Annotated in this window: 13 protein-coding genes; 9 read left to right on the top strand and 4 right to left on the bottom strand. The window is 32.3% G+C overall.

The genetic code is table 11. The features are described from left to right. Positions 1-4 precede the first annotated feature (4 nt). Positions 5-1,075 (top strand): YncE family protein, encoded by a 1,071-nt coding sequence (locus BUE22_RS16475; RefSeq protein ID WP_073396551.1) that lies wholly within the window; start codon positions 5-7, stop codon positions 1,073-1,075. A gap of 118 nt (positions 1,076-1,193) precedes the next feature. On the opposite strand, the gene BUE22_RS16470 is transcribed toward BUE22_RS16475, so the two are convergent. After that, on the bottom strand, positions 1,194-2,666 hold the full coding sequence (locus BUE22_RS16470) for a S41 family peptidase (RefSeq protein ID WP_073396548.1): 1,473 nt from the start codon (positions 2,664-2,666) through the stop codon (positions 1,194-1,196). Positions 2,667-2,911: 245 nt separating this feature from the next. Between BUE22_RS16470 and BUE22_RS16465 the strand changes: the two genes are divergently transcribed. The 6 genes from BUE22_RS16465 to yiaA all read left to right on the top strand — a co-directional run bounded on the left by BUE22_RS16465 (position 2,912) and on the right by yiaA (position 7,374). Further along, positions 2,912-3,421 carry an RNA polymerase sigma factor gene (locus tag BUE22_RS16465; RefSeq protein WP_073396545.1) on the top strand — a complete coding sequence of 170 codons (510 nt, stop codon included), beginning with the start codon at positions 2,912-2,914 and terminating at the stop codon, positions 3,419-3,421. Beyond that, positions 3,408-3,866, top strand: coding sequence for a hypothetical protein (locus BUE22_RS16460; protein WP_073396542.1), 459 nt, complete (start codon positions 3,408-3,410; stop codon positions 3,864-3,866). The genes BUE22_RS16465 and BUE22_RS16460 overlap by 14 nt, the downstream gene beginning before the upstream one ends. A 14-nt stretch (positions 3,867-3,880) precedes the next feature. Then, the gene (locus tag BUE22_RS16455) at positions 3,881-4,408 is read left to right on the top strand and encodes a DUF4252 domain-containing protein (RefSeq protein WP_042567309.1); all 528 of its coding nucleotides are present in this window, start codon (positions 3,881-3,883) and stop codon (positions 4,406-4,408) included. Positions 4,409-4,410: 2 nt separating this feature from the next. Further along, positions 4,411-4,947 carry a DUF4252 domain-containing protein gene (locus BUE22_RS16450; RefSeq protein ID WP_073396539.1) on the top strand — a complete coding sequence of 179 codons (537 nt, stop codon included), beginning with the start codon at positions 4,411-4,413 and terminating at the stop codon, positions 4,945-4,947. A 264-nt stretch (positions 4,948-5,211) separates the two neighbouring features. Then, positions 5,212-6,798 (top strand): zinc-dependent metalloprotease, encoded by a 1,587-nt coding sequence (locus BUE22_RS16445; RefSeq protein ID WP_073396536.1) that lies wholly within the window; start codon positions 5,212-5,214, stop codon positions 6,796-6,798. A 180-nt stretch (positions 6,799-6,978) separates the two neighbouring features. After that, positions 6,979-7,374, top strand: coding sequence for an inner membrane protein YiaA (yiaA, locus tag BUE22_RS16440; RefSeq protein WP_042567307.1), 396 nt, complete (start codon positions 6,979-6,981; stop codon positions 7,372-7,374). A gap of 100 nt (positions 7,375-7,474) precedes the next feature. Here yiaA and carB read toward each other — a convergent pair whose 3' ends face one another. Together carB and rpmH are read right to left on the bottom strand one after the other, a co-directional pair. Next, a complete protein-coding gene (carB, locus tag BUE22_RS16435; RefSeq protein WP_073396533.1) occupies positions 7,475-10,330 on the bottom strand; it encodes a carbamoyl-phosphate synthase large subunit in 2,856 nt (951 codons plus the stop codon). 146 nt (positions 10,331-10,476) lie between these two features. Continuing rightward, a complete protein-coding gene (rpmH, locus tag BUE22_RS16430; protein WP_008464848.1) occupies positions 10,477-10,638 on the bottom strand; it encodes a 50S ribosomal protein L34 in 162 nt (53 codons plus the stop codon). 166 nt (positions 10,639-10,804) lie between these two features. Between rpmH and BUE22_RS16425 the strand changes: the two genes are divergently transcribed. Beyond that, positions 10,805-11,320: a hypothetical protein gene (locus BUE22_RS16425; RefSeq protein WP_042567304.1), complete on the top strand. Its 516-nt coding sequence runs from the start codon at positions 10,805-10,807 to the stop codon at positions 11,318-11,320. A gap of 281 nt (positions 11,321-11,601) precedes the next feature. Here BUE22_RS16425 and BUE22_RS16420 read toward each other — a convergent pair whose 3' ends face one another. Next, on the bottom strand, positions 11,602-12,261 hold the full coding sequence (locus BUE22_RS16420) for an alpha/beta hydrolase family protein (RefSeq protein ID WP_073396773.1): 660 nt from the start codon (positions 12,259-12,261) through the stop codon (positions 11,602-11,604). Between the two features lie 284 nt (positions 12,262-12,545). Between BUE22_RS16420 and BUE22_RS16415 the strand changes: the two genes are divergently transcribed. Next, the gene (locus tag BUE22_RS16415) at positions 12,546-12,848 is read left to right on the top strand and encodes a GNAT family N-acetyltransferase (protein ID WP_243396761.1); all 303 of its coding nucleotides are present in this window, start codon (positions 12,546-12,548) and stop codon (positions 12,846-12,848) included. The last annotated feature ends 30 nt before the right edge of the window (positions 12,849-12,878 follow it).

Below are 12,878 nucleotides of genomic sequence, written 5' to 3'. Positions count from 1 at the left end.
TACCATGAAAAGATTCAATAAACTATTTTTAGCTGTTCTAGTAAGCTCGGCATTTTTTGTGTCATGTAGCAATGATGATGACAATACTCAAGAGGCACGCGGTGATTATGATGGCGGATTATTTATTGTTAACGAAGGTAATTTTGGAACCCCAAACGGTGCTATTTCATATTTATCTGATGATTTACAAATCGAAAACGATGTGTTTTCATTAGCAAACCCGGGAAAAGTAACTGGCGATACTCCTATATGTATTGTTTTTAATGGTGATTTGGCTTATATAGTGGTAAACGCATCAAACAAAATCGAGGTTGTTAACAGATATACTTTTAAAAGTATTACTACTATAACTACAAATCTAAACAATCCGAGATTTATTGCTTTTGCAAACGGAAAAGGATATATCACAAACTGGGGAGATCCGCTAGTTACTACAGATGATTATGTAGCAGTACTTGATCTTGCTACAAATACTATAAGTTCTTCATTAATTTCTGTTGTTGAAGGTCCTGAAAAAATTATTGAAAATGACGGAAAACTATATATAGCACACAAAGGTGGTTATGGCCAAGGAAATTCATTAACAGTAATTAACTCTGCTACTAATGCAGTTGTAACAAACTTTGAAGTTGGAGATGTACCAAGTGCATTGGTAAAAGACAATGGAACTTTATATGTTTTATGCAATGGAAGACCTTCTTATGCCGCACCAGAAACTGCAGGTAAAATTGTAAAAGTTAACCTGAGCAATAATACTATTGCATCAACACTTACTTTCCCAGATGTAACACATCCTGGTTTTATGGATATTAATAACAGTAAAATATATTATACTGTAGACAGTAATGTTTATACAACTTCGACAACTTCTACCACATTACCAACTGCTGAAATATTTAAAGCTGCAAAAGTTAGTACGCTATATGGTTTTGCTGTAAAAAACGATAATATCTACATCGCTGATGCAGGAAATTATCAAGATCCTGGAAATGCTTATATCTATTCTTTAACAGGAACAATTACTAGTGAACTTGGCGTTGGGATATTACCAAACGGTTTTTATTTCAATAACTAATAAAATAGCTGGAAGAATATTTTCAGAGCAATCAATTTACTTTATTTTTTTTATTTTTTTTGGAAAAAAAAGGCTTTCATTTCTGAAAGCCTTTTTTATATCATCGTATTTTAATCTCTTATCTTAATTCCTTTAGAAATTCTTTAGGAGCAGTTTCCAAATACATTTCATTTCTTACTCCGTTTATTTTTTTGGAATCACTAAAATAAGGTAAAACTAATTCTTTATCGTCCTGAATTCTTTTTGCTGTTACACCGGTAATTTTAGATATCGCTGTAGCCAGGAAAGGTTCGTTTGTTTCTCCTAAAACGCCATAACTGGTTACGAATTCCTGTTGTAAATAAGTAGGCGTTAAACCACTTGTATAATCTCCAAAATCTTCTGAATTGGCAATTTTTAAAACCAATGGCTGCATGGCATATTTATGATTTGGATTTACTTTAGTTTTGGTTAAAGTTTCCGAGTCATAAACTGTAAATGAACCAACATTTTTACCAATTGTTGTTTCACCAATCTGAATAACATTAACATAAGGTTTTAATCCATTTATAACCAATTCACTTGCAGATGCCGTATTATCAGTAGTTAAAATATAAACTTTTGAAAGGTTTAAACTGTTTAATGCAGTCCCATCAATATTATTTACAAATCTGTCGTTTAAGGTTTCTAACTCATCCGTACTCATGCTGGCCATTAATTTAATATTGTATTGCCTTTTTGAGAAAATCTTACCATCAAACTGACCTGTAATTAAACTTGCCAAACGTGTTGCGGTACGAACAGAACCTCCACCATTATATCTTAAATCTAAAACTAAATCAGTAACCCCTTGCGTTTTTAATTCTCCAAAAGCTTCATTTAACCTGGCATCATAGTCTGCATAAAAACCATTATACATTAAATAACCTATTTTATGTCCGTTTGAATTTATTACCTTATTAATTAAAATTGGGTTTTCTTCTAAAGTTGTTTTTGTTAAACTAACTGATTTTCCGTTTAAAACAAATGAAGATCCATTATAGTCAGCAAAATTCAAAGTGTAGCTGTCACTATTTAGCAATAGAGCTTCGTAGTTTGAAACTGTAAGTTTTGTTCCGTTTACAGCAGTAAAAAAATAACCTCTTTTAACATCTTTTGTTGAAGCATCAGAATTAGCAATAATATAACGCACATAACCTACTAAATCATTAGATCCTTCCGAAACTCTGGTAAGCCTGAAATCAACTCCATTGTTTTTACTGATACCGTTAAGTTCCTGTTCTAAAACAGTATAATCATCAACAATCCAGCTAAAACGGTCAATGGCATTAATTGGATATTTGCTTACCGGCTTATTTAATAAATCCTCAAACAATTCCTCTGGTTTTGAATAGCCCGCTAAAAATGAATTAAAGGCATCTTTATTTGCAAAACGATCATCAGCTAAATTAGGTACATCAGCCTGCCACAGATAAACTTGATTTAATCCTCTCCAGACAAAATCGTTTACCTGCAAATCAGCGGGTGCGGCAACATCGTCCTCATCTTCACAGGATTGCAAAGAAAAAGCTAATAAAAAAATTAGCAGGACACTTCTTAATATTGTTTTCATAAAAATATGTTTCGATATTCTATTAACGTAAAAATACTATCTTTAGTTTTAACATTTATAAGTTTGTTGCTTTTTTATTGAAAAAAATAACAATTTGGTTGTAACAAAAATAATTGTGCCTCGTCTTGACTATATAAACACTCTATAAAAGGTTTGTTTATAAAAATAAAGACTGACTAAAAATTTACTGTAAAAGATTAAATATTTAGTCCTTTCTAACCAAAAACCAAAAAAAGTAACCACAGATGAACCAAATTGTGTTTATAGAATTAATTAATCCTTTTAAAGACAAAGTTTTTCGTCTGGCAAAAAGATTACTTACCAGCACCGAGGAAGCTGAAGATGCAACTCAGGAAGTAATGGTGAAATTATGGAACAAAAAAGACAATCTCGATGCCTATAATAATATTGAAGCCGTAGCAATGACAATGACCAAAAATTATTGTCTCGATCAATTAAAATCTAAAAGAGCCGGGAACCTTAAAATTGTACATAATAATTTTACCGACAGAGAACCTCAATTAGATAAACAATTAGAAGACATTGACAGTTTAGAATGGGTAGAAAAAATAATGAGTCAGTTGCCGGAACAGCAGCAAATATTAATTCAGTTACGCGATGTTGAACAATATGAATTTGATGAAATTGCGAAAATTGTCGACATGAATGAAACGGCTATACGAGTAGCACTTTCGAGAGCGAGAAAAAAAATTAGAGAATCAATGCTTAATACACACCGTTATGGAATTAAATAAAATAGAAGATATATTAGAAAAATACTTTCAGGGAGAAACTACTATTGCCGAAGAAAAAGAATTAAAAGAATATTTTTCTTCACCGAATGTTGCGCAGCATTTGGAGCAATACAAACCAATGTTTGGTTATTTCTCTCAGGTAAAACAACAAAAATCAACGCAAAATATTCCACTAAAAACTAAAAAACGAAATGTGGCGTGGTTATCAATTGCAGCTTCTGTTGTTGTTTTACTGTCAATTGGAACCTATTTTTATGTAAGCGAAAAAAATACAGCCTCGGTTGTAGCGCAATCAGAATTAGGAACCTATGATGATCCGGAAGAAGCGCTGAAAGCAACGCAAAAAGCTTTGGCCTTATTATCAAATAATGTTAATGTAGGTATCGAAAGTGTACAATACATTAAAGAATACGAACAATCAAAAAACAAAATTTTTAAACAATAAAAAAATCAATCAAAATGAGAAATTTAATTATAACACTAGTTTTCGCATTCGTTACCACTACTTTTTATGCACAAAGTGCATTTGATAAATATGATGGTCAGGACGATGTAACCTCGGTAATTGTAAACAAAAAAATGTTTGATTTAATGAGTAAGGTAAAAGTTGATGCTTCAGACAAAGAAATGCAACAATATATTAGCCTGATCAAAAAACTAGACTATTTAAAAGTATTTACAACCAAAAACCCTAAAATTGAAGCCGACATGAAAGCTTCTGCAGATAAATATATAAAAACTGCAGGTTTAGAAGAGTTAATGCGAGTAAATGACAGCGGAAGAAATGTAAAAATATTAGTAAAATCAGGTGCCAGCGACACTCAGGTTAAAGAATTACTAATGTTTATTGACGGCGCCAAAAACGAAGAAACGGTCTTATTATCTTTAACTGGTAATTTTGACATCAACGAAATCTCTGTACTTACAGATAAAATGCAGCTTCCTGGAGGTTCTGACTTGAAAAAAGCGTCTAAAAACAAAAAATAATCATGAAACTAAACGTTTTTACCTCGGCCATTTTAGCAATTGCAACTTTAATAAGTTGCAATTCTGAACCTTCATTACAAAAGTATTTTGTAGAAAACACAGAGAACAAAGATTTTATTGCCCTTGATGTTTCGCCAAGTATTTTAAACTTAGAAAAAGCAAAATTATCAGCCGAACAAACAGAAGCTTTAAAGTCTTTTGACAAAATGAATATTCTGGCATTCAAAGCAAATGATAAAAACCAGGCGCAATTTGAAACCGAAAGAACAAAAGTTAAAGCTATTTTGACAAATCCAAAATATCAAAAATTAATGTCTTTTGGATCAGGTAAAGACGGTGCTTCAATAAGCTACGTTGGAACTGACGAAAACATAGAAGAATTTGTGATTTTTGCCAATAGAAAAGAAAACGGTTTTGCAGTAGTTCGTGTGTTAGGAAAAAACATGAACCCAAATAATATTATGACGTTAATGTCTGTTTTGAAAGAATCAAATATAGATATGGAACAATTAAAGCCTTTACAGCAGCTGGTTAAATAATACATCCTTTACTTACTTTAAAAACAAAAAAGCTCCACTATTGGGGCTTTTTTGTTTTAGATTAAATTGAAATCCAGATCAGCAAAAAACATAAGCATCATAAGGCTTAAAGGATTTTTTATAATCAAAATCACATATAATTAGTTAAAAAAATAAATATTAACTTATATAATATTATCAATTTAACTAAATGTATGAATTTATTTGTTATTTTTAATGCAATTTCTAATCCTAAAATATTCGTATTAACTTAACTTTTAAATTATGAAAAAAAAATTACTCTTCCTGCTTCTTTTCAGTATCAATTCCTACATCTATAGCCAGCATGTCTGTGGAACTTCTACAGTCGCTTCCTCTGCTGCAAAAAAAACATTTACTGTTTCAGAATTAGCTGCCGCACAAAGTGCTTCTTATTGCATTAATGTTTATTTTCATATTGTAAGGGACAATTCCGGAAATGGCGGAATTCAGGTAAATCAATTGTCAAGCATAATAAACAACCTGAACCAATTTTATAATTCACATAACATTTATTTTGTGAATGCAGGTTATGACTTTATTAATAACACAAATTATCAACAAATAGATAATAAACAAGAATCCGAAAATCTTGCCCAAACTAATAATCTGTCAAATTCAATAAATTACTATATTGTTGACAGACTATGGAACACACCGGAAGGATTCATAGCAGGAACTGCAATTAGTATACCTTCGAACAGATTAGTAATCAGAAAAGATTATGCATTATCTGAGGTTTCTTCACATGAAATGGGGCATTGCTTAAATTTATGGCATACGTTTCAAGGAACAAAACCTAATACTGATGGATGTGCTGAAGCAATTAATGGTTCTAATTGTTATTCTTGTGGTGATCAGGTTTGCGACACACCTGCAGATGCTGATAGTTATAATAACAATGGATACAATCCCGATCTTACGAATATAATGTCTTATTATCCCTTCACCGATCATTTTACACCTGATCAGGGATTAAGAATGAGAAGCGCAATCAACAGTTTTCAGCTCTTAAGAAATACGATTAGCACCAGCTGTTCTATTCCAACTCTTACAGGCAGCGCACAATTTTGCAGTAATACAGCAGGAAGCACTTATACATTACAAAACGGAGGGAATTCTGTCGCCTGGCAAGTTTCACCCAATTTACAAATTCTATCCTCAGACAATACCAGTATAACTGTAAAACCATCCGACTCCTGGGTTGTTAGTGAAGCCGGATATATCGATGCTATACTTCCATATCAAACTATAAGAGATAGTGTCTGGATAGGCGTGCCGTATATTAATTACAACAGTAATGAAGACTTTACAATGTGTCGTGATCTTAGTACTACAGAAAACAACTTTTTTAGAGCGACTATAAAAGGTCAGGATCTTTATACAACCTGGGAGATAGAAAGCATTACAGATAATCATTATGCAAGTATGCAAGGCGATGAAATTCTAATTTCTCTTAATTTTGCGCCACCATTTAATTATGTAGCTTTTAAGGTGAGAGCCAGTAATAGCTGTGGTTTTTCTGAATGGCTTCAATATTATGTTGCCGTCATCAGTTCCTGCGAAAACGGAGGATCAAGTAGTTTTGTCGTATATCCCAATCCAGTCTCCTCAGTTCTAAATATTCAAGAAAGTCAGGAATCATTATTTCAAAGAAAATCCGGTAATGACATTTTAGAATTAAAACTATATGATGATACAGGAAATTTAAAAACAGAAAGAAAAACAAATAAATTTTCTGAACTTGATATGACCAATCTGAAAAATGGATATTACTTTTTACAACTAATTAAAAACGGACAATTGGAAACCCATAAGATTATTAAAAATTAAAATTGACTTAAATTATTACTGCTAAATATCATATCTTAGGAATTAGCAAACAAAAAGCTCCAATATTGGAGCTTTTTTCTTATAATATTTGAAAGATTAAACTTAATAATATTCAGTACTCTTTTATTTAAAACTGAAATGAATTTAACTATATTTGTTACTTAACCAAAAATAATAAATATGGTACAAAAAACATCGAATGCCTTTATTGCAGCATCTTGGGTTGCACTTGGAGCCGGAATGATTGGATACATTGTTGGTCTAGCCAGAGCCGAAATGCTTTTAAACGAAAAAGGATACTATTTTACAGTTCTAATGTTTGGTCTGTTTGCTGTAGTTTCACTACAAAAAAGTGTAAGAGACAGACTTGAAAAACTTCCGGTAACAGATATGTATTATGGAATTTGCTGGTTTGGAACTCTTTTGTCAATTGTATTATTGGTAATTGGACTTTGGAATGCAACAATTCTACCAAGTGAAAAAGGTTTCTATGCATTTGCATTTTTATTAGCACTGTTTGGCGCTATTTCAGTACAAAAAAACACAAGAGATAATATGTCATTTTCTAATGAATAATCTTTTGAAATTATAATTCAAATAAAAAACCAACTTCCAAGTTAAAACGAAAAAGCTCCATAAAATTTATGGAGCTTTTTTTATATCAGAATCTGAGTTCTTATTTACTCAAATACATTTTTCTTCTAGAGTACAATTCGTAGAATTGATCGTCTTTTAAGTCATCAATAAACAAGATACTTTCTCCTGTTGATTTCATTTCTGGTCCTAATGCCTTGTTTACATTGTGGAACTTACTGAAAGAGAAAACCGGCTGTTTAATCGCATAACCTTTCAATTGCGGATTAAAGTTGAAGTCAGTTACTTTATTATGTCCTAACATTACTTTCGTAGCGTAGTTTACATAAGGCTCTCCGTAAGCTTTTGCAATAAACGGTACCGTTCTCGATGCTCTTGGGTTTGCTTCGATAATATAAACTGTATCATCTTTTATCGCAAACTGAATGTTGATTAAACCAACTGTTTTCAGCGCTCTTGCAATTTTTACAGTATGATCTTTTATTTGCTGCATTACAAATTCTCCTAAGTTAAAAGGAGGCAAAGTAGCATTACTATCTCCAGAGTGAACTCCGCAAGGTTCGATATGCTCCATAATTCCAATGATGTAAACATTTCCGTCAGCATCACAAATAGCATCAGCTTCAGCTTCGATTGCTCCGGCTAAATAATGATCCAGAAGCAATTTATTTCCTGGAATTGTTTTCAATAAATTGATAACGTGTTCTTCCAGTTCTTTTTTGTTGATTACAATTTTCATTCCCTGACCTCCTAATACATAAGAAGGGCGAATCAATAATGGAAAGTCTAAAGTGTCTGCAAGTGCAGAAGCTTCGTCAGCTGTTTCAGCGATTCCGAATTGTGGGAAAGGAATATGTAATTCTCTCAATAAATCTGAGAAACGACCTCTATCTTCGGCTAAATCAAGTGCATCAAAACTAGTTCCGATGATTTTTACTCCGTATTTAGATAATTTTTCAGCTAGTTTCAAAGCTGTTTGTCCACCTAACTGCACAATTACACCTTCTGGTTTTTCATGCTGAATAATGTCATAAATGTGTTCCCAGAAAACAGGCTCGAAGTATAATTTATCAGCCGTATCAAAATCTGTAGAAACCGTTTCAGGATTACAGTTGATCATGATGGTTTCGTAACCACATTCTTTTGCAGCCAAAACTCCGTGAACACAAGAATAATCAAACTCAATTCCTTGTCCAATTCTGTTTGGTCCTGAACCAAGAACGATAATTTTCTTTTTATCTGTTACAATACTTTCGTTATCTACATAACGCTCGCCGTTTGCTTTTTCGATTTCAGCTTCAAAAGTTGAGTAGTAATAAGGTGTCAACGCTTTAAACTCTGCCGCACAAGTATCAACCAGTTTAAACACACGGTTAATGTTTTGATCCATTCTTAAAGTGTGAACTTCACTTTCAAGACAATTCATCATGTGTGCAATTTGTCTGTCGGCAAAACCTTTTTGTTTGGCTTCAAGCAATAATTCTTTTGGAAGATTAGAAATTTTATAGTTCGAAATTTCTTTCTCTAAAGTATAAAGCTCTTCGTATTGTTTTAAGAACCACATATCAATTTTCGTGATTTCATGAATACGGCTCAACGGAATTCCCATTGCGATTGCATCATAAATTACAAAAACACGATCCCAACTTGCAAAAGTTAGTTTCTCGATAATTTGTTCGTAGTTTTTATATCCTTTTCCGTCAGCTCCTAACCCATTTCTTTTAATTTCTAAAGATTGAGTAGCTTTGTGTAAAGCTTCCTGAAATGAACGTCCAATTCCCATTACTTCACCAACAGATTTCATCTGAAGTCCTAAAGTTCTGTCAGCACCTTCGAATTTATCGAAGTTCCAACGTGGTATTTTCACGATTACATAATCCAAAGTTGGTTCAAAAAGAGCCGAAGTAGATTTTGTAATTTGGTTTTGTAATTCATCAAGATTGTATCCTAAAGCCAGTTTAGAAGCAATTTTAGCAATTGGGTAACCTGTTGCTTTAGATGCTAAAGCAGATGAACGAGATACACGAGGGTTAATCTCAATGGCTACAATATCTTCTTTTTCGTCTGGCGAAACTGCAAATTGTACGTTACAACCTCCTGCAAAATTTCCGATACTGCGCATCATTAAGATAGCATAGTCACGTAATTTTTGGAATGTTGTATCAGATAATGTCATTGCCGGCGCAACTGTAATCGAATCTCCGGTATGAATTCCCATCGGGTCCATATTTTCGATCGAACAAATGATTACAACATTATCATTTTTATCTCTTAAAAGTTCTAACTCATATTCTTTCCATCCCATCAAAGCTTTGTCAATCAAAACTTCGTGAATTGGTGAAGCTTCAAGTCCGCGTGTTAAAAGCTCATCAAAATCTTCTTTTTTGTAAACAATTGCAGCTCCAGTTCCTCCAAGCGTAAACGAAGGACGAATTACAAGCGGGAAACCAAATTCCTGAGCAATTTCTTTTCCTTCTAAGTATGAAGTAGCTGTTTTTGCAGGTGCAGTTGGTACATTAATTCTTTCTAAAAGCTGTTTAAACTGCTCTCTGTCTTCGGTAATATTAATTGCGTTTACGTCAACTCCAATTAATTTTACTCCAAAGTCCTGCCAAATTCCTTTTTCCTCAGCTTCCAAACATAAATTCAACGCTGTTTGTCCTCCCATTGTAGGCAAAACGGCATCAATTTGTGGATGTTCCTTCAGAATTTCAATAATCGATTTTGTAGTTAATGGTTTTAGATAAACATGATCGGCCATAGTTGGGTCGGTCATAATTGTCGCTGGATTTGAGTTTATCAAGATAACTTCAATTCCTTCTTCGCGAATAGAACGTGCAGATTGAGATCCGGCATAATCAAATTCGCAAGCTTGACCAATAACAATAGGTCCTGACCCTATTATTAAAACTGATTTTATTGATGTGTCTTTAGGCATTTTATTTGTATTGTGTAGTTATATATGGTATTTCAAAAATGATCTGTAGTACATTAAAAACTAGAATGTTGCAAGTTTTTTTACTGACAAGGTATAAAAAAAGGCGATACTAAAAAAGTAACGCCTTATTTATGTTTATAGAAACATTATTTTTTGTGTCTAGGTTCGCTAGAAACAGTTAATTTATGTCTTCCTTTTGCTCTTCTACGCGCTAGAACTTTTCTTCCATTCGCAGAAGCCATTCTGTCCATAAATCCGTGCTTATTTCTTCTTTTTCTTTTCGATGGTTGAAATGTTCTTTTGCTCATTGCTTTGTATCTTTAAAATGGTGTCTAATATCTCTTTTCTGTTTTTGAATATCGTTATTCGAAAACCGAGTGCAAATATACAAAGACTTTTTTTTCCCGCAAGTACTTTAATAAAAATATTTTTAATTCATTTTACTATATTTGCAATCACAAATATACATCTATTATGTTTCACAAAAATATTAAACTTATTTTGGCCGGACTTCTTGTAGTTGCTGGCATTTGGCAATTTACAGAAAGTAATATCGGAAATGGAATTTTCCTTATTTTACTTACTGCAATTCCAATTTTTCTTTACTTTAAAAACGAATTCATCCTTTTAGCCTTCCTTAAATTAAGAAAACAAGACTTTGAAGGGGCTAAAAAATGGCTGGCATACATTAAAAATCCCGAAGCGGCATTGGTTAGAAAACAACAAGGATATTTTAATTACCTTCACGGAATCATGTTATCTCAAACTAATATCAATCAGGCTGAGAAACATTTCAAAAAAGCTATCGAACTTGGACTATCAATGGATATGGATTTAGCCGTAGCAAAATTAAACCTTGCCGGAGTTGCCATGTCACGCAGAAGAAAGCTAGAAGCGACTAATTTATTGAACGAAGCTAAGAAACTGGACAAACAAGGAATGTTGAAAGAGCAAATCACAATGATGAAAGAACAAATGAAGAAAATTTAAATTTTCTTTAAACTACAATATCATTTTTAAATTACAATATTAAAAATCCCAAATTCCAATTAAATGGTGTTTGGGATTTTTTTTGTTTTAGATTTCTGAGTTTAGATTTTAGATTTTTATTCTGTATGGAAAGAGTAACGTTTAGTTTGTGATTTCTCCCTTCGGTCGAAATGACAAGATTGTGCATAATCTTTACGCGTTAACCTTTGTCAAAGTTTTAAACTTTGACAAAGGTATCAAACCGGAAACAGTTGGAATTTGGAATTTTTAAAATTGGAATTTTAAGATTCCAATATTATCGAAGGTAAATTCTCATTAAGCCATTTGTATTTATTAAGAATCATGATATGAGTTCCTCCTTTTACGATAATGCAGCTTTTGATATATTTTATAGGAAAAACTTCGTCCTGATCGCCGTGAATGTGAATTATATTTTCATCAATTTGATTCCTATCCCATAAAATCACATTTTCGACTGCCCATTGTAAATACCGAATATCGCGCATGGCAAGAAATTTTTCGTACAACTTTATTCGTTTGTTGACTTTTTCGCCAAAGGAATATTTTGCCAGATTCTCGATATTCAGAATCAATTTCATCGGAATCAATTTGTAGGCTTTTGTCGTTTTTCCAATTTTCATTCTTCTCGGAAATTCTAAATTGCTTCTAACGCTCGAAATAATTATAACCTTCAGGACATCAATATGTTTTGCCATTTCCTGAACCAGAATCCCTCCAAAAGATACTCCAATTAAAACCGGATTTTCATGTTTGATGTTTTTTGTAATTCGAAGTGCATAATCAGACAAGGATTCCTTTGGATGCGGAATTTCCCATTCCAATAAACACATTTCGAAAACAGATTCATCTAAATTGATTCTTTCAAAAATAGTCGAACTTGCAGCCAAACCAGGCATAAAATAGACAGGAATTTTACTCATTAGTTCAGAAATTGTAGCTTTTAAATTTATTCTAAAATTACTTTTTTTAGCAATATGCACAACAAATCTTACGCCATAATTACAAATTAAACTTATTTAAATTACAAAAAGTAAGTAAAGCCTGAGAAAACTGCATCTCCAAAAAAATAATTTAATATTGAGAATCAAATGATTACCTTTGTAATCTAAATAACACATGTTAAATATCTTTTTAAGGAGTTTTATATGAGTTATTTGCGCCCACCATTTCTATTATTTTTTTAACCCTACAAGAACAACTAATTATGGAAACTATTGACATTATGGAAATCAAAGACAACACTTTTGCAAGACAATTTGAAGCCATAACCCCCGAAGGATTGCTTTCTGTTGAATATTCGTTTCAGGAAAAGAAAATTTTTTTAACCAAAATCAATACTCCCGAAGGGTTTGACAACCAAGCTTTAATTGACACCGTACTTAAAAGCATCATGGAAATTGTGGTAGAAAAGAAATTTAAATTAATGCCTATTCACCCAAAAATTGTACAGTTCATCAAAAAAAATCCAAAGTATAAAGAATTACTTCCTCCGGGAATCAGAATTTAATTTTATATTTCTTCATAAAAAACAAAAAGC

Source organism: Flavobacterium pectinovorum, assembly GCF_900142715.1.
GTDB classification, from domain to species: Bacteria; Bacteroidota; Bacteroidia; order Flavobacteriales; family Flavobacteriaceae; genus Flavobacterium; species Flavobacterium pectinovorum.
This window is presented reverse-complemented; position numbering and strand designations above follow the sequence as displayed.

Bases quoted from the DNA above. Each gene is read 5' to 3' on its own strand.
- yiaA (WP_042567307.1), top strand. From the start codon at position 6,979: ATGGTACAAAAAACATCGAATGCCTTTATTGCAGCATCTTGGGTTGCA.
- BUE22_RS16415 (WP_243396761.1), top strand. From the start codon at position 12,546: ATGGAAACTATTGACATTATGGAAATCAAAGACAACACTTTTGCAAGA.
- BUE22_RS16420 (WP_073396773.1), bottom strand. From the start codon at position 12,261: ATGAGTAAAATTCCTGTCTATTTTATGCCTGGTTTGGCTGCAAGTTCG.
- rpmH (WP_008464848.1), bottom strand. From the start codon at position 10,638: ATGAGCAAAAGAACATTTCAACCATCGAAAAGAAAAAGAAGAAATAAG.
- BUE22_RS16460 (WP_073396542.1), top strand. From the start codon at position 3,408: ATGGAATTAAATAAAATAGAAGATATATTAGAAAAATACTTTCAGGGA.
- BUE22_RS16425 (WP_042567304.1), top strand. From the start codon at position 10,805: ATGTTTCACAAAAATATTAAACTTATTTTGGCCGGACTTCTTGTAGTT.
- carB (WP_073396533.1), bottom strand. From the start codon at position 10,330: ATGCCTAAAGACACATCAATAAAATCAGTTTTAATAATAGGGTCAGGA.
- BUE22_RS16455 (WP_042567309.1), top strand. From the start codon at position 3,881: ATGAGAAATTTAATTATAACACTAGTTTTCGCATTCGTTACCACTACT.
- BUE22_RS16445 (WP_073396536.1), top strand. From the start codon at position 5,212: ATGAAAAAAAAATTACTCTTCCTGCTTCTTTTCAGTATCAATTCCTAC.
- BUE22_RS16465 (WP_073396545.1), top strand. From the start codon at position 2,912: ATGAACCAAATTGTGTTTATAGAATTAATTAATCCTTTTAAAGACAAA.
- BUE22_RS16470 (WP_073396548.1), bottom strand. From the start codon at position 2,666: ATGAAAACAATATTAAGAAGTGTCCTGCTAATTTTTTTATTAGCTTTT.
- BUE22_RS16475 (WP_073396551.1), top strand. From the start codon at position 5: ATGAAAAGATTCAATAAACTATTTTTAGCTGTTCTAGTAAGCTCGGCA.
- BUE22_RS16450 (WP_073396539.1), top strand. From the start codon at position 4,411: ATGAAACTAAACGTTTTTACCTCGGCCATTTTAGCAATTGCAACTTTA.